The sequence below is a fragment of the Thiomicrorhabdus hydrogeniphila genome, assembly GCF_054656895.1.
In genome coordinates, this window is record NZ_BAAHXL010000001.1 from 2,915,213 (window position 1) to 2,936,101 (window position 20,889).

A 20,889-nucleotide genomic window follows, 5' to 3' on the forward strand; every position below is an offset into this window, starting at 1 on the left:
CCGTTCTATAAATTCTTATTTAACGATTTAAACCAACCAATTTGGGATAAGCATGAGCAATAAACACAATCAACAAAAACTATCTAGCGCGCGTTTTAGCGAGTCTACTGATGCGTTTGTAGAGGCTTTTACCGCCTCTATTCAGTTTGACCAACGTATGTACAAACAAGATATTCAAGGCTCTATTGCTCATGCCAAAATGCTCACGAAAGTTGGGATTTTAAATGCGGCTGAACTCAACGATATTATTGCGGGTTTAAACCAAATACAGCAAGAAATTGAAGCTGGTCAATTTGAATGGTCAATTCAACAAGAAGATATTCACATGAATATCGAAGCCCGTTTAACCAGTTTAATTGGTATTACGGGTAAAAAATTACACACAGGTCGTTCTCGTAATGACCAAGTGGCTACCGATATTCGTTTATATATTCGTGATGAAATTGATGCCATTTTACCTGAACTACAACGCTTGCAAGCAGGCCTGATAGAGTTAGCCGAGCGTGAAGCCGATACTATTATGCCTGGTTTTACTCACCTTCAAACCGCACAACCTGTGACGTTTGGTCATCACATGTTGGCGTGGTTTGAAATGATTAAACGCGATGAAGAACGTTTGCAAGATTGTCGTAAACGCACCAACACCATGCCATTAGGTTCTGCGGCTTTGGCAGGGACAACTTACCCAATTGATCGTGAATACACCGCTGAACTATTAGGCTTTGAACGCATTTCAGAAAATTCATTAGATGGCGTTTCTGACCGTGATTTTGCCATTGAGTTTACCCATTTTGCGGCCACCCTGCTAATGCATATGTCACGTTTTTCTGAAGAATTGGTTTTATGGTCTTCTGCTCAATTTCAGTTTATTGATTTACCTGATCGTTTTTGCACGGGTTCATCCATTATGCCGCAAAAGAAAAACCCCGATGTTCCAGAACTTATTCGTGGTAAAACAGGCCGTGTTTACGGGCATTTAATGTGTTTATTAACGCTTATGAAATCCCAACCATTGGCTTACAATAAAGACAACCAAGAAGATAAAGAACCCTTATTTGACACAGTCGACACCGTTAGAGGTTCTTTGCGCGCTTTTGCCGACATGGTGCCTGCTATTCAAGTAAAACGTGAAGTAACCTATGAAGCCGCTAAACGTGGTTTTTCTACCGCAACCGATTTAGCCGATTATTTAGTAGGTAAAGGTTTGCCATTCCGTGATTCTCATGAGGTTGTTGGTTTAGCGGTGGCTCATGGTATTAAAACAGGTGAAGACTTATCTGAAATGTCATTAGAAACCCTACAAGGTTTTTGTGACAAGATTACCGATGATGTCTTTGATGTATTAACCTTAGAAGGCTCTGTGGCCGCTCGTGACCATTTAGGTGGAACGGCGCCAAATCAAGTTAGAGCTGCTGTTGAACGTGCTAAACGATACTTAAACCGTTGATTTCACTTTTCCAAGAGCGTTAACCCCAAAACCGCCTCTATAAATAGGCGGTTTTTTTGTTTTAGGCCTTTAATTTTAACAATGAAACAATTGGATACACCATGCAGCTTGATCGCTATTTAAGCAAGTACGCAGACTTAAGTCGTAAATCAATTTTACGATTACTGGCTTCGGGCGGTATTAAAGTTAATGGCATTCTGGCTAATTCAAGAGAGCTAGAGGTGAATGATTTTTCGACTATTGAAATTGAGGGTAACCCGCTACAAAGGCATAAAATCCCACACTATTTTATGATGAATAAACCCGCAGGCATTTTAAGCGCGACAACCGACCCAAAACATAAAACTGCACTAGAACTACTTAAAACAGAAGATGCCAACCTAGTCAAAGGTTTACATATCGCAGGCCGATTAGATAGAGCCACAACCGGTCTATTAATTTTAACGAATGATGGTAAATGGTCTCAACACATTACTGAGCCCAAACAAAAAATTCCAAAATGCTATTTAGTCGAAACGGTTTATACCCTATCGCCTGAGACAGAGTCTATTTTTGCAAAGGGCATTTATTTTGCCTATGAAAACATGACTACATCGCCAGCCCAGCTTGAACAACTTACACCAAACCTATGTCGATTAACTATCTATGAAGGCCGTTATCATCAAGTTAAACGTATGTTTGCTGCAGTAGGAAACCGTGTAAAGTCACTGCATAGAGAGTCTATGGGAAAAATTTTATTAGATCAGACTTTAAAACCCGGTGAATACCGCGCTTTAACACAATTTGAAATACATTCTGTATTAGCAAAATGATTTTACCAGGCCTGGTAAAATCATTTTTTGGTTGAAAATACTCAATTTAAATACGCTTAAGAACTAACTTTACCGTATTGAACCACTTTATTTCGACCCGTTTGTTTAGCTTGATATAAAGCTTGATCCGCTTTATCAATCAATTGCACTTCATCTTTAACTTCGGTTTCAGGAAATGCACTAACGCCTATACTAACGGTAATTGGAATATGCTGTTCATTTGTTTCAAAAGTCGAATCTTGTACTTGATGACGAATACGTTCGCACACAATAGTGGCATCTTTAAAGTTAGCGGCTTGTAATATCATTAAAAACTCTTCTCCACCGTAACGCACAACAATATCGCCATCTCGTAAAATATTTTTAAGAATATTTGAAATCATAATAATGACTTTATCGCCCACCAAATGACCATAAGTGTCATTTACATTTTTAAAGTGGTCAATATCAACCATCACCACACTTAAAGATGAGTTATTTCTTGCTGCTCGGCCAAAATCTTCTTTTAATCTTGCCATGCCAAAACGGCGATTATAGACGTTTGTTAAGCTGTCATAAGCGGCCAAACGTTGGAATTTAGAATGAATTAATGCATTGTTGAGAGCTAATCCAACACTTCTAGCAAACAATTGCAGTGTATTTTTTGTTCGTTCATCAGCATATTCAGAACCCGTTGCTGCAATGATGACTCCAAGATGAACACCTTTAAAATCAATTGGCTCCACAAAAACTTCTGACGGCGTAAATTGGGTTAATATTCGATCCATTTCAATATGTTTAGGCAAGGTAAAATAATGAGCAGTCCCTTTTTGAATGGATTCTTTAATAACGGGGTGTTGGGTAAGCGTTTCTGGTTTAACAATGCCTTGAGATGCTTCAACTCTAACGTCGCCATCTTTAAACATTAAAATGGTCGCGCCTTCTATTTTTGTAGAACAGATAAGTAAATCAATAACGTCTTCTGATAGACTTTGTACTTCAAGACTTTCTGACAAAATTAATGAAAATTTATTAAAAACGACTTCATTTTCATGAGAGCTTAATAGCGCTGTTAATAATTCATTATAGGCTTGAGCACTTACGCCAATTTCATCGTTTGACACGACTTCCATTAAACATAAATCATCATGACATTTTGCAGAATAGTCTAAAAGATCTTTTTCGTGAAGACCAGTCGCAATATCTTGCATTTTTTGCGATAACTGCTTTAAATGCGGACGAATGACCATTGAAATCATTAAAAAACTAATAAACCCAACCGTTTGACCCGCAATTTGAGTGACTAAATAAAAGCGCCAAGTCAAAACTTCTTCTTCTGGAAAACCGTATAAAACTAAAAACTTGGGAAATGCTAAGCCAATAATAACGCCAACCATCTGCATATAGATAAATTGGTCTAGGAAAATACTTTTGGTTAATCTAGGAATACGCATTCATTCGCCTTATTGAACATATTAATCATTAAATTGAATAACAGATCGAACAGTCATTCCTTTATAGGTAAAGCTGTTTAAATCGGCTAGATCTATTAAGCAAGCGATACCTGCTACTTGATAACCTACTTTTTCGCATAACGCTGCGGCAGCGCCCATTGAACCGCCTGTTGCAATAAGGTCATCCAATAATAATATGCGGCTTCCGTCTCCAATTTGCATTTCTAGTTTGTCGCTTCCGTATTCTAGGCCATATTCAATTGATGCAGCTACGTTAGGCAGTTTTCCGGGTTTTCTTACTTTAATAAAACCCTTATTATGTTTAAATGCGAGTGCGGCTGCAAAAATAAACCCACGTGATTCTATACCCGCTAAACAATCAATATTGTTCCATTCCTCTTCTGTATAAAGATCACTCATTGCGTCAATGGTTTCTACGAAGTGGTTTTTTAATAAAGGGGAAATATCACTAAATAAAATACCTGGTTTGGGAAAATCTGGAACTGCATCAAGATATTGAGCCAGCGGGTGTTGAGCCATGTTTGTGCCTTTAAGTGAATCAGTTGAAATTATTTAATAAAATAGACAAACCTTTGTCTTTGTTTTATTTACTCTATCGATAGAAATGTTTATTCTATCAACTATATAGGTTTGATTTTAATTTAAACACTCAAGCGTTTTTATCCACCTATAAACTCACATAAATTAATTAGCGAACTCTATGCACTTAATTGAAAATAATTATGAAAAAACAGCACTGTTACAATTGGCTCCGCATGCAAGGGATGTTGCTGAACAAATATTAACCGTTACGCCTCTTAATGAATTATTACAGTTGTGGCAATCTAAAGAGCCAGATACAACCTTATTAACGTTGCATAAGGTGCCTATTGGTATGTGGTCAGAAATTGTTGATGCTGCGTTATTAGCCAAAGTAACTTACTTTTTACCTAATGAACGTTTTGATAAAGAAGAAGTGCTATATTTAATTAAGATAGCTTGTTTGAGTGTAAATAAACCGCTCAGCGCGTTTACTATTAAAGAAGTCATTGAACTAACCAAGGAAGATTACCCGGTATTTAGTCACTGGCTAACAGATTTTGCACTGTTATTAAAACAAAAAATGTAATTTACCTTATTTTTACAAAAGTTGTTTTGCAACAAGATTTACCAGGCCTGGTAAATCTTATGAAGGTGTTTAATGCTGAAATTTATGCAGAGAAAAGGATAGAAGTTATAAAAATTCAAACTCAAAACAAGGTGTCGTTAATTTAAATTTTTAAATAAAAACAACGACATTGAACCTTTATTATTTAAAACGTTTTTTGTTCAGTCTTTACTTATTTTTAATAAAATTACGCTTTAATTTTACTTTGTTGTAAAAGGTTTTGTAAGTTGTCATGCGCTTCTTTATGGCCATACTCTGCGGCTAACCCCAACCAGGTATAAGCTTGCGCTAAGTCTAACGTTACACCATGTCCATTTAAATACAGCATTCCTAATGAATTTTGAGCATTTAAGTTGCCACGCATAGCGGCAAATCGGTATAGCTTAATGGCGTAATCTAAATTAATAGGCATACCTAAGCCCTTTTCAAATAGTCTTGCAAGGCAATAGGCGGCTTCAGGATGTCCTTTTTGGAAGGCCTGGTGGTACATATTGGCAGCCATTGCATAAGACTGTTTAATTGGCTTTCCTTTTTCATACATTTTACCTAAACAATGCTCGGCATGAGCATAATCTCTAAAGGCACAGTTCTCGTACAAACTAAACGCAATTTCTAAGTCACCCGCCTTTTCATTGGCTTGCGCTTTTTTAAAAATTGGGTACATATAATGTTCATCAGCTAAAACGGTTAAAGGATCCTCTGGATAGGATTTATCTACCCTAACGCTCATTTGTCTAACCCATTCAGGTACTGTTTTATCTACTAACCAATTTTTAAGCTCTTCTAGATTTGGTCTTTTTTCGGGTTGTTTTTGAGTCATCCAAAAAATGATATAACGCCAAAATATTGGAATTTTATTCATTTTATGAACCGAGTGATGTGTATGAGCCCATAATTGATTGTCTACATTTTCACCTTTACCTAACCTATAAATATGCTTACCAGTTAGAACAAAATAAAGTGTACAGCCAAGGGAGTAAATGTCACTGGCTTCATCAAGTTGTCCATTTAAATGTTCTGGAGCGCAATATTGCTGGTCACCCAGTAATGTCTCTGATTCATAAGAACTCAGTGATGGCATCGCTTTGTCCCAGTTAATCAAATAGGATTGTGATTCTCCTATAAGAATGTTACTTGGTTTAATATCCCCGTGAACAAACCCTAAACTGTGAACATGCTCTAAAACGGCAATAATATCAGCCAATAATTTGCTTGTTTTCTTTGTTGAATATGGCCCTTTTTTTTGCACGATTTTTTGCACATTTTTTTTGCCAACAAAATCAAAAAATTGTAGGTAGTGATAGCCTACTTTACGTATCTCATTAAATTGTATAAATTCAGAAAACTGATTTAAATAATGTAATAAATCTTTTTCACGTTTAATTGCTTGATAATTTCTGACATCTGCTAGCACTCTGACCAGTTGAGTTCTAGACCCTCGATCATTCACTTGCCTAACTTTATAAGTAGAGACCGTTCCTATAGTGTTAATGTGTTTTATTTTACTTAAATCAGGTTGCTGATTTAAAACAGCTAAAACCGCTTCAGACATAGTGTCTTAATCCTATTTTAATTAGGAAATATAAAAAAAGGCACTCAAGGTGCCCTTAAGTTTATTTCAAAATTTATTGATTTTGATAATCAATATTTAAATCATTAATATCATCTTCTGTTACCACTCGATCTTGAAGTACAACGGCGGTTGTATCACCACCAGCTGTATCTTCTCCATTTGAATCAACTGTGATTTTTGTAGAAACCGCAGAAGCTTGATCAGTCGTTTCATTTCCACTGCTATCTAAAAAAGCAAAGTTTAAATAATTTTCTAAAGTACCTTGGGTAACCGTTTCACTACTATCTATCACTTCACTGAGATCTAACACATCATTTGTTGTATCAAAATCAACTAATTTTGTATCTTCTTGTGGGTTAATAACAAAGTTTTCTATTTCATTATCATCACCATAAAGAATTAGACCTTCTTCTTGTGTTCCCGGTGTTGTATAGCTAACATCAAAATTATCAATGGCTAAATTCTCACCTGAATATGAAGAATCTACAGCAATTTTTACCGTTAAATTACCAGATGAGTCCGTTGTACCAGTTAATGTTAATTTTTCATCAAAACTACCTGATTGTGTTGCTGATGTATCTTGTACCCCGTTAATGTAAACGTACATACGGTCACTACTTTCCCAGGAATCATTACCATTATTTTGGAATGACCTAGCATCGAAACTAATACTAACATCCTGACCAGCTGGTAAACCAGTAAACTCTTTTTCTAAATATGTTTCGCTTTGTGCAACAAGTTCTCCACTACTTGTAGATGCCGAAGACGTGTTCGTAGACCCAATTGACGCAGTACTCCAACCATCATTTCCTGTATCAAAGTCATCTGTTTGTGTCACTTGTCGATCTTGTGACGAGTCTACATTTACAAAAACTCTAACATCAAACGAAGTAGGATCACCATCTTGATCAACCGCTGTAACACTAAATGTTTTCATAGTATCAGATGCAAACTCACTTGCTTTGCCTGAATAACTATATTGACCAGTAGTAAAGTCAAACGTAAAGTTACCTTGACCTGCAATATCAACACCAGTAGAAGGGAAGTCATTTGCATTATAATCAGTACCATTAACGGTAATATGATCAATACTAATTGTTCCATTACCCCCTGAAATATTATCTAGTGTTGTTCCAGAACCAATGTTATCTAAAGCGTCACCAGATACTGTAATTTCGGGTGCTAAGGCATCTGATAACTGGGTTGCATCCGTCACAATAGTGGTTTCTACACCACCTGCAGTTGCTAGTACATCTAGGTAATCGTAATTACTAATACCTTCTCCCAAAGCAACAACATGAAGATCATCAACATTATTTGCTAAGAAGCTTGTCCAGTTTGTAATATAGTCCTCATCAAGATAAGTTCCTGCTGAACCTGCACTACCTCCATCATTATTTTCTCTATTTGGAGTACCATCAGAAATAAAGTATGCAACGGTTTGGTCTGCTGCTGGCTCAGTATAATCTTCATAGGTTTTTAATATGGCATCTTCATAGTTTGTATTTCCACCAGAATCTAAATTTTCAATAGCGGTTAAAGCTTCTTGAGCAGACATCCATACATTACCGCTATTACCTGTAATCACATTGGCAGACTCCGCAAAATCAACTAATTTTACATTTACAGTACCTAGAGTATTATAAGAGTTGATTAAATCGGTCAATGCTTGTTTTGCCAAGGCTAAACGAGTAGTTGTTGTGCCATCGTCTAACGTAATTTCTCCACTTGAATTTGTCATACTTCCAGAAGTATCAATCGTTAAAATGACGTTGGTATCTTGCGTTAAGCTTTGACTGTCAAAATCCATACCACGTACTTCATCAATAGACTCTGGCTGTAAGTCTTCATAAACAGCGTTACCATTAATATCAACGGTTAAAGTTGAGGTTGTGCTATCCCCATCATTATCCGTAACGGTATAGTCAAATGTCGCCTGTAACGTTTGTCCATCTTCAAGAGAATCTCTGGTCTCTCTGTTTAAAGTAAACGTATAGCTACCATCTGAACTTCCTGTAAATGTCCCGTATTGGCTCGTTGTCGTATCCCAAACCACGCCAGTATCAGAACCATCTGCACCGGCTTCTGCTGAGACACTTCCTGTAACTGTTGGTAATGAATCAACTGATTGGACAGATCCTACTATTTCAAAACTGTTTGCTTCATCTTCATTTGTATAAATAACCTCAACGGTATCACCATCATCATTTATAAAACCATCGATGCTTATTACATAATCTTGACCTTGAACAGTAACCGTCTGCTGGGTAGAAGGCAGTGTAATAATGTCTCTAGAAGCCAGTGCATCATCACTATTTGTAGTTTCATCATGCACAATAGGTATATCAAAACTAACTGGATAAGTTACACCGTTAATTAAGACGTCCATATTCATCGTTAAAGTCACGGTTTCTAAAGTATCCCCTGTAACAGGGAAATTATTATGGGTAAAGGTACCTAAAACAATTGGTTCTCCTGGGTTAACAATGGTAGAAACACTTGAACTTAGCGTAGCATCGTCTACTAAATCATAACCAGATGCACCATTACTTCCAGACCCCCATTGAAGTTCATCAATAAGAGAATCTGAATCATTATTTATCTGAGTGATACCCGAACTACTATTAGCCGTAGAAACTGGATCATTCCAGCCTGCCGCATAATTTCGTATTTCAATAACATCTAAATTAACATTCATTGTATTTGTTGAAGATTCTACATCTGGCGAATCATCCTCAACTACTACCGTAAGAGTATTGTTAGCTGATGTGGTTCCATCAGAAACGTTAACCCCTAAATCAAATGATAATTCACCTTCTATATTATCGCCATAAGAATGATCAACAGGACCAGATAATGTCACTGTATAATTACCATTATCATCTATTACTGCACGAATAATTTCATTCGAACCTGCTGTACCAATTAGTGGATTAGATGCCGTTCCATCTCCTGACCACTCAACAGCAACATCGTTAGATTTTATAGTCGTTGTTGGCTCTGTTAACGTTACAGTTAAACTATCGTTGGTATCAGCATCTGAAACTGACAATGAACCGGTATACACTTTCCCTGCACCTAGATCGCTAGATCCAATTGTATCTTCAATACCTCCTGCAAGAAGTTCTTCAGAAACTCGTGCATCACCATGACCACATACTGGGCCATCGTTAGTGCCGTTCACGGTAATCACTAGATCCGCTGTGCTCGTATCTCCATCCGCATCAGTAAGCGTATAGCTGAATGTATCAGTCACACTTTCACCTGTATCCAGACCTTGTACCGCAGGATTGTTGTTGTCGAGTACATAGGTATAAGAACCGTTTGCATTGATGGTTACTGTTCCGTAGCTTCCTGTCTGAGCCGTTGTCGTCGAAACCACTGTCGCATCTAAACCAAGTGTATCTGCACCAGTGCCCGTTGTGATGACATTGCCACTCACACTAACGCTGTCTTCAGTAATGCTATTCGCATCATTATTCGCAACGGGTGCCGTATCGGTAATTAAGATGTCGAGCGAGTCGGCCGTTGAGCTCGTGCCGTTGTCATCCGTCACCGTGATCGCGAAGTTGTCGATCACGTTGTCGTCCGTCGCATTGTGTGTTTTGGCGTCGCCATCGACCGCGTAGCTGTATCCGATTACGCCTGTCGCTGCGTCATAACTGGTGATCGTTAAGGTGCCGTTTTCATCTGTGCTGTTGGTGATGGACACCGGATTATTGGTCAGATCCCCTAGTTGCGCTTCGCTAATCGTGGTCCCTGCAACGTTGATCGATTGTACGCCCGCTTCGGCCGTGATCGTAAACGTCCCTGTCACCGCTCCTGTCGCGTCTTCGGCGATGCTGTTGTCGCCGACCGCCAGGCCATTTTCATCGTTCACGTCAACCGTTGGCGTGCCGTCGGTGTGTCCGTTGATGGTAATCGTGACGCTGGCGGTACTTTCATCTCCGTCTGCATCATGGATCGTGTAGTTGAAGGTTTCCGTTAATGGCGCACTGTTGTCATTTAAGGCATTGACGGTGGCGTTGGTGTTATCCAGCGTATAGCTGTAGGTCCCGTTTGCATTTGCGGTAAACGTTCCGTACTGCGCACTGTTGCTCGCATCCCATCCGCTGAACCCCACCGGGGCGTCGAACGCACTGTCATTGCTCAGCGCGTTGCCACTGGCGGTATCGGTTGCGCTGTCTTCGCTCAGTGTATGACTTTCATTATTCGCAACGGGTGCCGTATCGGTAATTAAGATGTCGAGCGAGTCGGCCGTTGAGCTCGTGCCGTTGTCATCCGTCACCGTGATCGCGAAGTTGTCGATCACGTTGTCGTCCGTCGCATTGTGTGTTTTGGCGTCGCCATCGACCGCGTAGCTGTATCCGATTACGCCTGTCGCTGCGTCATAACTGGTGATCGTTAAGGTGCCGTTTTCATCTGTGCTGTTGGTGATGGACACCGGATTATTGGTCAGATCCCCTAGTTGCGCTTCGCTAATCGTGGTCCCTGCAACGTTGATCGATTGTACGCCCGCTTCGGCCGTGATCGTAAACGTCCCTGTCACCGCTCCTGTCGCGTCTTCGGCGATGCTGTTGTCGCCGACCGCCAGGCCATTTTCATCGTTCACGTCAACCGTTGGCGTGCCGTCGGTGTGTCCGTTGATGGTAATCGTGACGCTGGCGGTACTTTCATCTCCGTCTGCATCATGGATCGTGTAGTTGAAGGTTTCCGTTAATGGCGCACTGTTGTCATTTAAGGCATTGACGGTGGCGTTGGTGTTATCCAGCGTATAGCTGTAGGTCCCGTTTGCATTTGCGGTAAACGTTCCGTACTGCGCACTGTTGCTCGCATCCCATCCGCTGAACCCCACCGGGGCGTCGAACGCACTGTCATTGCTCAGCGCGTTGCCACTGGCGGTATCGGTTGCGCTGTCTTCGCTCAGTGTATGACTTTCATTATTCGCAACGGGTGCCGTATCGGTAATTAAGATGTCGAGCGAGTCGGCCGTTGAGCTCGTGCCGTTGTCATCCGTCACCGTGATCGCGAAGTTGTCGATCACGTTGTCGTCCGTCGCATTGTGTGTTTTGGCGTCGCCATCGACCGCGTAGCTGTATCCGATTACGCCTGTCGCTGCGTCATAACTGGTGATCGTTAAGGTGCCGTTTTCATCTGTGCTGTTGGTGATGGACACCGGATTATTGGTCAGATCCCCTAGTTGCGCTTCGCTAATCGTGGTGCCTGCAACGTTGATCGATTGTACGCCCGCTTCGGCCGTGATCGTAAACGTCCCTGTCACCGCTCCTGTCGCGTCTTCGGCGATGCTGTTGTCGCCGACCGCCAGGCCATTTTCATCGTTCACGTCAACCGTTGGCGTGCCGTCGGTGTGTCCGTTGATGGTAATCGTGACGCTGGCGGTACTTTCATCTCCGTCTGCATCATGGATCGTGTAGTTGAAGGTTTCCGTTAATGGCGCACTGTTGTCATTTAAGGCATTGACGGTGGCGTTGGTGTTATCCAGCGTATAGCTGTAGGTCCCGTTTGCATTTGCGGTAAACGTTCCGTACTGCGCACTGTTGCTCGCATCCCATCCGCTGAACCCCACCGGGGCGTCGAACGCACTGTCATTGCTCAGCGCGTTGCCACTGGCGGTATCGGTTGCGCTGTCTTCGCTCAGTGTATGACTTTCATTATTCGCAACGGGTGCCGTATCGGTAATTAAGATGTCGAGCGAGTCGGCCGTTGAGCTCGTGCCGTTGTCATCCGTCACCGTGATCGCGAAGTTGTCGATCACGTTGTCGTCCGTCGCATTGTGTGTTTTGGCGTCGCCATCGACCGCGTAGCTGTATCCGATTACGCCTGTCGCTGCGTCATAACTGGTGATCGTTAAGGTGCCGTTTTCATCTGTGCTGTTGGTGATGGACACCGGATTATTGGTCAGATCCCCTAGTTGCGCTTCGCTAATCGTGGTGCCTGCAACGTTGATCGATTGTACGCCCGCTTCGGCCGTGATCGTAAACGTCCCTGTCACCGCTCCTGTCGCGTCTTCGGCGATGCTGTTGTCGCCGACCGCCAGGCCATTTTCATCGTTCACGTCAACCGTTGGCGTGCCGTCGGTGTGTCCGTTGATGGTAATCGTGACGCTGGCGGTACTTTCATCTCCGTCTGCATCATGGATCGTGTAGTTGAAGGTTTCCGTTAATGGCGCACTGTTGTCATTTAAGGCATTGACGGTGGCGTTGGTGTTATCCAGCGTATAGCTGTAGGTGCCGTTTGCATTTGCGGTAAACGTTCCGTACTGCGCACTGTTGCTCGCATCCCATCCGCTGAACCCCACCGGGGCGTCGAACGCACTGTCATTGCTCAGCGCGTTGCCACTGGCGGTATCGGTTGCGCTGTCTTCGCTCAGTGTATGACTTTCATTATTCGCAACGGGTGCCGTATCGGTAATTAAGATGTCGAGCGAGTCGGCCGTTGAGCTCGTGCCGTTGTCATCCGTCACCGTGATCGCGAAGTTGTCGATCACGTTGTCGTCCGTCGCATTGTGTGTTTTGGCGTCGCCATCGACCGCGTAGCTGTATCCGATTACGCCTGTCGCTGCGTCATAACTGGTGATCGTTAAGGTGCCGTTTTCATCTGTGCTGTTGGTGATGGACACCGGATTATTGGTCAGATCCCCTAGTTGCGCTTCGCTAATCGTGGTGCCTGCAACGTTGATCGATTGTACGCCCGCTTCGGCCGTGATCGTAAACGTCCCTGTCACCGCTCCTGTCGCGTCTTCGGCGATGCTGTTGTCGCCGACCGCCAGGCCATTTTCATCGTTCACGTCAACCGTTGGCGTGCCGTCGGTGTGTCCGTTGATGGTAATCGTGACGCTGGCGGTACTTTCATCTCCGTCTGCATCATGGATCGTGTAGTTGAAGGTTTCCGTTAATGGCGCACTGTTGTCATTTAAGGCATTGACGGTGGCGTTGGTGTTATCCAGCGTATAGCTGTAGGTCCCGTTTGCATTTGCGGTAAACGTTCCGTACTGCGCACTGTTGCTCGCATCCCATCCGCTGAACCCCACCGGGGCGTCGAACGCACTGTCATTGCTCAGCGCGTTGCCACTGGCGGTATCGGTTGCGCTGTCTTCGCTCAGTGTATGACTTTCATTATTCGCAACGGGTGCCGTATCGGTAATTAAGATGTCGAGCGAGTCGGCCGTTGAGCTCGTGCCGTTGTCATCCGTCACCGTGATCGCGAAGTTGTCGATCACGTTGTCGTCCGTCGCATTGTGTGTTTTGGCGTCGCCATCGACCGCGTAGCTGTATCCGATTACGCCTGTCGCTGCGTCATAACTGGTGATCGTTAAGGTGCCGTTTTCATCTGTGCTGTTGGTGATGGACACCGGATTATTGGTCAGATCCCCTAGTTGCGCTTCGCTAATCGTGGTGCCTGCAACGTTGATCGATTGTACGCCCGCTTCGGCCGTGATCGTAAACGTCCCTGTCACCGCTCCTGTCGCGTCTTCGGCGATGCTGTTGTCGCCGACCGCCAGGCCATTTTCATCGTTCACGTCAACCGTTGGCGTGCCGTCGGTGTGTCCGTTGATGGTAATCGTGACGCTGGCGGTACTTTCATCTCCGTCTGCATCATGGATCGTGTAGTTGAAGGTTTCCGTTAATGGCGCACTGTTGTCATTTAAGGCATTGACGGTGGCGTTGGTGTTATCCAGCGTATAGCTGTAGGTCCCGTTTGCATTTGCGGTAAACGTTCCGTACTGCGCACTGTTGCTCGCATCCCATCCGCTGAACCCCACCGGGGCGTCGAACGCACTGTCATTGCTCAGCGCGTTGCCACTGGCGGTATCGGTTGCGCTGTCTTCGCTCAGTGTATGACTTTCATTATTCGCAACGGGTGCCGTATCGGTAATTAAGATGTCGAGCGAGTCGGCCGTTGAGCTCGTGCCGTTGTCATCCGTCACCGTGATCGCGAAGTTGTCGATCACGTTGTCGTCCGTCGCATTGTGTGTTTTGGCGTCGCCATCGACCGCGTAGCTGTATCCGATTACGCCTGTCGCTGCGTCATAACTGGTGATCGTTAAGGTGCCGTTTTCATCTGTGCTGTTGGTGATGGACACCGGATTATTGGTCAGATCCCCTAGTTGCGCTTCGCTAATCGTGGTGCCTGCAACGTTGATCGATTGTACGCCCGCTTCGGCCGTGATCGTAAACGTCCCTGTCACCGCTCCTGTCGCGTCTTCGGCGATGCTGTTGTCGCCGACCGCCAGGCCATTTTCATCGTTCACGTCAACCGTTGGCGTGCCGTCGGTGTGTCCGTTGATGGTAATCGTGACGCTGGCGGTACTTTCATCTCCGTCTGCATCATGGATCGTGTAGTTGAAGGTTTCCGTTAATGGCGCACTGTTGTCATTTAAGGCATTGACGGTGGCGTTGGTGTTATCCAGCGTATAGCTGTAGGTCCCGTTTGCATTTGCGGTAAACGTTCCGTACTGCGCACTGTTGCTCGCATCCCATCCGCTGAACCCCACCGGGGCGTCGAACGCACTGTCATTGCTCAGCGCGTTGCCACTGGCGGTATCGGTTGCGCTGTCTTCGCTCAGTGTATGACTTTCATTATTCGCAACGGGTGCCGTATCGGTAATTAAGATGTCGAGCGAGTCGGCCGTTGAGCTCGTGCCGTTGTCATCCGTCACCGTGATCGCGAAGTTGTCGATCACGTTGTCGTCCGTCGCATTGTGTGTTTTGGCGTCGCCATCGACCGCGTAGCTGTATCCGATTACGCCTGTCGCTGCGTCATAACTGGTGATCGTTAAGGTGCCGTTTTCATCTGTGCTGTTGGTGATGGACACCGGATTATTGGTCAGATCCCCTAGTTGCGCTTCGCTAATCGTGGTGCCTGCAACGTTGATCGATTGTACGCCCGCTTCGGCCGTGATCGTAAACGTCCCTGTCACCGCTCCTGTCGCGTCTTCGGCGATGCTGTTGTCGCCGACCGCCAGGCCATTTTCATCGTTCACGTCAACCGTTGGCGTGCCGTCGGTGTGTCCGTTGATGGTAATCGTGACGCTGGCGGTACTTTCATCTCCGTCTGCATCATGGATCGTGTAGTTGAAGGTTTCCGTTAATGGCGCACTGTTGTCATTTAAGGCATTGACGGTGGCGTTGGTGTTATCCAGCGTATAGCTGTAGGTCCCGTTTGCATTTGCGGTAAACGTTCCGTACTGCGCACTGTTGCTCGCATCCCATCCGCTGAACCCCACCGGGGCGTCGAACGCACTGTCATTGCTCAGCGCGTTGCCACTGGCGGTATCGGTTGCGCTGTCTTCGCTCAGTGTATGACTTTCATTATTCGCAACGGGTGCCGTATCGGTAATTAAGATGTCGAGCGAGTCGGCCGTTGAGCTCGTGCCGTTGTCATCCGTCACCGTGATCGCGAAGTTGTCGATCACGTTGTCGTCCGTCGCATTGTGTGTTTTGGCGTCGCCATCGACCGCGTAGCTGTATCCGATTACGCCTGTCGCTGCGTCATAACTGGTGATCGTTAAGGTGCCGTTTTCATCTGTGCTGTTGGTGATGGACACCGGATTATTGGTCAGATCCCCTAGTTGCGCTTCGCTAATCGTGGTGCCTGCAACGTTGATCGATTGTACGCCCGCTTCGGCCGTGATCGTAAACGTCCCTGTCACCGCTCCTGTCGCGTCTTCGGCGATGCTGTTGTCGCCGACCGCCAGGCCATTTTCATCGTTCACGTCAACCGTTGGCGTGCCGTCGGTGTGTCCGTTGATGGTAATCGTGACGCTGGCGGTACTTTCATCTCCGTCTGCATCATGGATCGTGTAGTTGAAGGTTTCCGTTAATGGCGCACTGTTGTCATTTAAGGCATTGACGGTGGCGTTGGTGTTATCCAGCGTATAGCTGTAGGTCCCGTTTGCATTTGCGGTAAACGTTCCGTACTGCGCACTGTTGCTCGCATCCCATCCGCTGAACCCCACCGGGGCGTCGAACGCACTGTCATTGCTCAGCGCGTTGCCACTGGCGGTATCGGTTGCGCTGTCTTCGCTCAGTGTATGACTTTCATTATTCGCAACGGGTGCCGTATCGGTAATTAAGATGTCGAGCGAGTCGGCCGTTGAGCTCGTGCCGTTGTCATCCGTCACCGTGATCGCGAAGTTGTCGATCACGTTGTCGTCCGTCGCATTGTGTGTTTTGGCGTCGCCATCGACCGCGTAGCTGTATCCGATTACGCCTGTCGCTGCGTCATAACTGGTGATCGTTAAGGTGCCGTTTTCATCTGTGCTGTTGGTGATGGACACCGGATTATTGGTCAGATCCCCTAGTTGCGCTTCGCTAATCGTGGTGCCTGCAACGTTGATCGATTGTACGCCCGCTTCGGCCGTGATCGTAAACGTCCCTGTCACCGCTCCTGTCGCGTCTTCGGCGATGCTGTTGTCGCCGACCGCCAGGCCATTTTCATCGTTCACGTCAACCGTTGGCGTGCCGTCGGTGTGTCCGTTGATGGTAATCGTGACGCTGGCGGTACTTTCATCTCCGTCTGCATCATGGATCGTGTAGTTGAAGGTTTCCGTTAATGGCGCACTGTTGTCATTTAAGGCATTGACGGTGGCGTTGGTGTTATCCAGCGTATAGCTGTAGGTCCCGTTTGCATTTGCGGTAAACGTTCCGTACTGCGCACTGTTGCTCGCATCCCATCCGCTGAACCCCACCGGGGCGTCGAACGCACTGTCATTGCTCAGCGCGTTGCCACTGGCGGTATCGGTTGCGCTGTCTTCGCTCAGTGTATGACTTTCATTATTCGCAACGGGTGCCGTATCGGTAATTAAGATGTCGAGCGAGTCGGCCGTTGAGCTCGTGCCGTTGTCATCCGTCACCGTGATCGCGAAGTTGTCGATCACGTTGTCGTCCGTCGCATTGTGTGTTTTGGCGTCGCCATCGACCGCGTAGCTGTATCCGATTACGCCTGTCGCTGCGTCATAACTGGTGATCGTTAAGGTGCCGTTTTCATCTGTGCTGTTGGTGATGGACACCGGATTATTGGTCAGATCCCCTAGTTGCGCTTCGCTAATCGTGGTCCCTGCAACGTTGATCGATTGTACGCCCGCTTCGGCCGTGATCGTAAACGTCCCTGTCACCGCTCCTGTCGCGTCTTCGGCGATGCTGTTGTCGCCGACCGCCAGGCCATTTTCATCGTTCACGTCAACCGTTGGCGTGCCGTCGGTGTGTCCGTTGATGGTAATCGTGACGCTGGCGGTACTTTCATCTCCGTCTGCATCATGGATCGTGTAGTTGAAGGTTTCCGTTAATGGCGCACTGTTGTCATTTAAGGCATTGACGGTGGCGTTGGTGTTATCCAGCGTATAGCTGTAGGTCCCGTTTGCATTTGCGGTAAACGTTCCGTACTGCGCACTGTTGCTCGCATCCCATCCGCTGAACCCCACCGGGGCGTCGAACGCACTGTCATTGCTCAGCGCGTTGCCACTGGCGGTATCGGTTGCGCTGTCTTCGCTCAGTGTATGACTTTCATTATTCGCAACGGGTGCCGTATCGGTAATTAAGATGTCGAGCGAGTCGGCCGTTGAGCTCGTGCCGTTGTCATCCGTCACCGTGATCGCGAAGTTGTCGATCACGTTGTCGTCCGTCGCATTGTGTGTTTTGGCGTCGCCATCGACCGCGTAGCTGTATCCGATTACGCCTGTCGCTGCGTCATAACTGGTGATCGTTAAGGTGCCGTTTTCATCTGTGCTGTTGGTGATGGACACCGGATTATTGGTCAGATCCCCTAGTTGCGCTTCGCTAATCGTGGTGCCTGCAACGTTGATCGATTGTACGCCCGCTTCGGCCGTGATCGTAAACGTCCCTGTCACCGCTCCTGTCGCGTCTTCGGCGATGCTGTTGTCGCCGACCGCCAGGCCATTTTCATCGTTCACGTCAACCGTTGGCGTGCCGTCGGTGTGTCCGTTGATGGTAATCGTGACGCTGGCGGTACTTTCATCTCCGTCTGCATCATGGATCGTGTAGTTGAAGGTTTCCGTTAATGGCGCACTGTTGTCATTTAAGGCATTGACGGTGGCGTTGGTGTTATCCAGCGTATAGCTGTAGGTCCCGTTTGCATTTGCGGTAAACGTTCCGTACTGCGCACTGTTGCTCGCATCCCATCCGCTGAACCCCACCGGGGCGTCGAACGCACTGTCATTGCTCAGCGCGTTGCCACTGGCGGTATCGGTTGCGCTGTCTTCGCTCAGTGTATGACTTTCATTATTCGCAACGGGTGCCGTATCGGTAATTAAGATGTCGAGCGAGTCGGCCGTTGAGCTCGTGCCGTTGTCATCCGTCACCGTGATCGCGAAGTTGTCGATCACGTTGTCGTCCGTCGCATTGTGTGTTTTGGCGTCGCCATCGACCGCGTAGCTGTATCCGATTACGCCTGTCGCTGCGTCATAACTGGTGATCGTTAAGGTGCCGTTTTCATCTGTGCTGTTGGTGATGGACACCGGATTATTGGTCAGATCCCCTAGTTGCGCTTCGCTAATCGTGGTGCCTGCAACGTTGATCGATTGTACGCCCGCTTCGGCCGTGATCGTAAACGTCCCTGTCACCGCTCCTGTCGCGTCTTCGGCGATGCTGTTGTCGCCGACCGCCAGGCCATTTTCATCGTTCACGTCAACCGTTGGCGTGCCGTCGGTGTGTCCGTTGATGGTAATCGTGACGCTGGCGGTACTTTCATCTCCGTCTGCATCATGGATCGTGTAGTTGAAGGTTTCCGTTAATGGCGCACTGTTGTCATTTAAGGCATTGACGGTGGCGTTGGTGTTATCCAGCGTATAGCTGTAGGTCCCGTTTGCATTTGCGGTAAACGTTCCGTACTGCGCACTGTTGCTCGCATCCCATCCGCTGAACCCCACCGGGGCGTCGAACGCACTGTCATTGCTCAGCGCGTTGCCACTGGCGGTATCGGTTGCGCTGTCTTCGCTCAGTGTATGACTTTCATTATTCGCAACGGGTGCCGTATCGGTAATTAAGATGTCGAGCGAGTCGGCCGTTGAGCTCGTGCCGTTGTCATCCGTCACCGTGATCGCGAAGTTGTCGATCACGTTGTCGTCCGTCGCATTGTGTGTTTTGGCGTCGCCATCGACCGCGTAGCTGTATCCGATTACGCCTGTCGCTGCGTCATAACTGGTGATCGTTAAGGTGCCGTTTTCATCTGTGCTGTTGGTGATGGACACCGGATTATTGGTCAGATCCCCTAGTTGCGCTTCGCTAATCGTGGTGCCTGCAACGTTGATCGATTGTACGCCCGCTTCGGCCGTGATCGTAAACGTCCCTGTCACCGCTCCTGTCGCGTCTTCGGCGATGCTGTTGTCGCCGACCGCCAGGCCATTTTCATCGTTCACGTCAACCGTTGGCGTGCCGTCGGTGTGTCCGTTGATGGTAATCGTGACGCTGGCGGTACTTTCATCTCCGTCTGCATCATGGATCGTGTAGTTGAAGGTTTCCGTTAATGGCGCACTGTTGTCATTTAAGGCATTGACGGTGGCGTTGGTGTTATCCAGCGTATAGCTGTAGGTCCCGTTTGCATTTGCGGTAAACGTTCCGTACTGCGCACTGTTGCTCGCATCCCATCCGCTGAACCCCACCGGGGCGTCGAACGCACTGTCATTGCTCAGCGCGTTGCCACTGGCGGTATCGGTTGCGCTGTCTTCGCTCAGTGTATGACTTTCATTATTCGCAACGGGTGCCGTATCGGTAATTAAGATGTCGAGCGAGTCGGCCGTTGAGCTCGTGCCGTTGTCATCCGTCACCGTGATCGCGAAGTTGTCGATCACGTTGTCGTCCGTCGCATTGTGTGTTTTGGCGTCGCCATCGACCGCGTAGCTGTATCCGATTACGCCTGTCGCTGCGTCATAACTGGTGATCGTTAAGGTGCCGTTTTCATCTGTGCTGTTGGTGATGGACACCGGATTATTGGTCAGATCCCCTAGTTGCGCTTCGCTAATCGTGGTGCCTGCAACGTTGATCGATTGTACGCCCGCTTCGGCCGTGATCGTAAACGTCCCTGTCACCGCTCCTGTCGCGTCTTCGGCGATGCTGTTGTCGCCGACCGCCAGGCCATTTTCATCGTTCACGTCAACCGTTGGCGTGCCGTCGGTGTGTCCGTTGATGGTAATCGTGACGCTGGCGGTACTTTCATCTCCGTCTGCATCATGGATCGTGTAGTTGAAGGTTTCCGTTAATGGCGCACTGTTGTCATTTAAGGCATTGACGGTGGCGTTGGTGTTATCCAGCGTATAGCTGTAGGTCCCGTTTGCATTTGCGGTAAACGTTCCGTACTGCGCACTGTTGCTCGCATCCCATCCGCTGAACCCCACCGGGGCGTCGAACGCACTGTCATTGCTCAGCGCGTTGCCACTGGCGGTATCGGTTGCGCTGTCTTCGCTCAGTGTATGACTTTCA

7 protein-coding genes are annotated in these 20,889 nt (G+C 46.7%); 3 read left to right on the top strand and 4 right to left on the bottom strand.

What is annotated here, in order from left to right:
- The first annotated feature begins 52 nt into the window (after nucleotides 1-52).
- Together argH and ACYQ0E_RS13120 are read left to right on the top strand one after the other, a co-directional pair.
- Nucleotides 53-1,447, top strand: a complete 1,395-nt coding sequence (gene argH / locus ACYQ0E_RS13115) for an argininosuccinate lyase (protein ID WP_460188676.1) — start codon at nucleotides 53-55, stop codon at nucleotides 1,445-1,447.
- Nucleotides 1,448-1,548: 101 nt separating this feature from the next.
- Nucleotides 1,549-2,259, top strand: coding sequence for a pseudouridine synthase (locus ACYQ0E_RS13120; RefSeq protein ID WP_460188677.1), 711 nt, complete (start codon nucleotides 1,549-1,551; stop codon nucleotides 2,257-2,259).
- Nucleotides 2,260-2,315: 56 nt separating this feature from the next.
- Here the strand turns inward: ACYQ0E_RS13120 and ACYQ0E_RS13125 are convergent, their stop codons facing one another.
- Nucleotides 2,316-3,692: a sensor domain-containing diguanylate cyclase gene (locus tag ACYQ0E_RS13125; protein WP_460188678.1), complete on the bottom strand. Its 1,377-nt coding sequence runs from the start codon at nucleotides 3,690-3,692 to the stop codon at nucleotides 2,316-2,318.
- A 21-nt stretch (nucleotides 3,693-3,713) separates the two neighbouring features.
- Nucleotides 3,714-4,232: an adenine phosphoribosyltransferase gene (locus tag ACYQ0E_RS13130; RefSeq protein WP_460188679.1), complete on the bottom strand. Its 519-nt coding sequence runs from the start codon at nucleotides 4,230-4,232 to the stop codon at nucleotides 3,714-3,716.
- Nucleotides 4,233-4,413: 181 nt separating this feature from the next.
- Here ACYQ0E_RS13130 and ACYQ0E_RS13135 point away from each other — a divergent pair, with 181 nt between their 5' ends.
- Nucleotides 4,414-4,821, top strand: coding sequence for a hypothetical protein (locus tag ACYQ0E_RS13135; RefSeq protein ID WP_460188680.1), 408 nt, complete (start codon nucleotides 4,414-4,416; stop codon nucleotides 4,819-4,821).
- A 226-nt stretch (nucleotides 4,822-5,047) separates the two neighbouring features.
- Here ACYQ0E_RS13135 and ACYQ0E_RS13140 read toward each other — a convergent pair whose 3' ends face one another.
- Together ACYQ0E_RS13140 and ACYQ0E_RS13145 are read right to left on the bottom strand one after the other, a co-directional pair.
- Nucleotides 5,048-6,412 (bottom strand): protein kinase domain-containing protein, encoded by a 1,365-nt coding sequence (locus ACYQ0E_RS13140; RefSeq protein WP_460188681.1) that lies wholly within the window; start codon nucleotides 6,410-6,412, stop codon nucleotides 5,048-5,050.
- A 73-nt stretch (nucleotides 6,413-6,485) separates the two neighbouring features.
- Nucleotides 6,486-20,876, bottom strand: a complete 14,391-nt coding sequence (locus ACYQ0E_RS13145; protein ID WP_460188717.1) for a beta strand repeat-containing protein — start codon at nucleotides 20,874-20,876, stop codon at nucleotides 6,486-6,488.
- Nucleotides 20,877-20,889 lie beyond the last annotated feature (13 nt).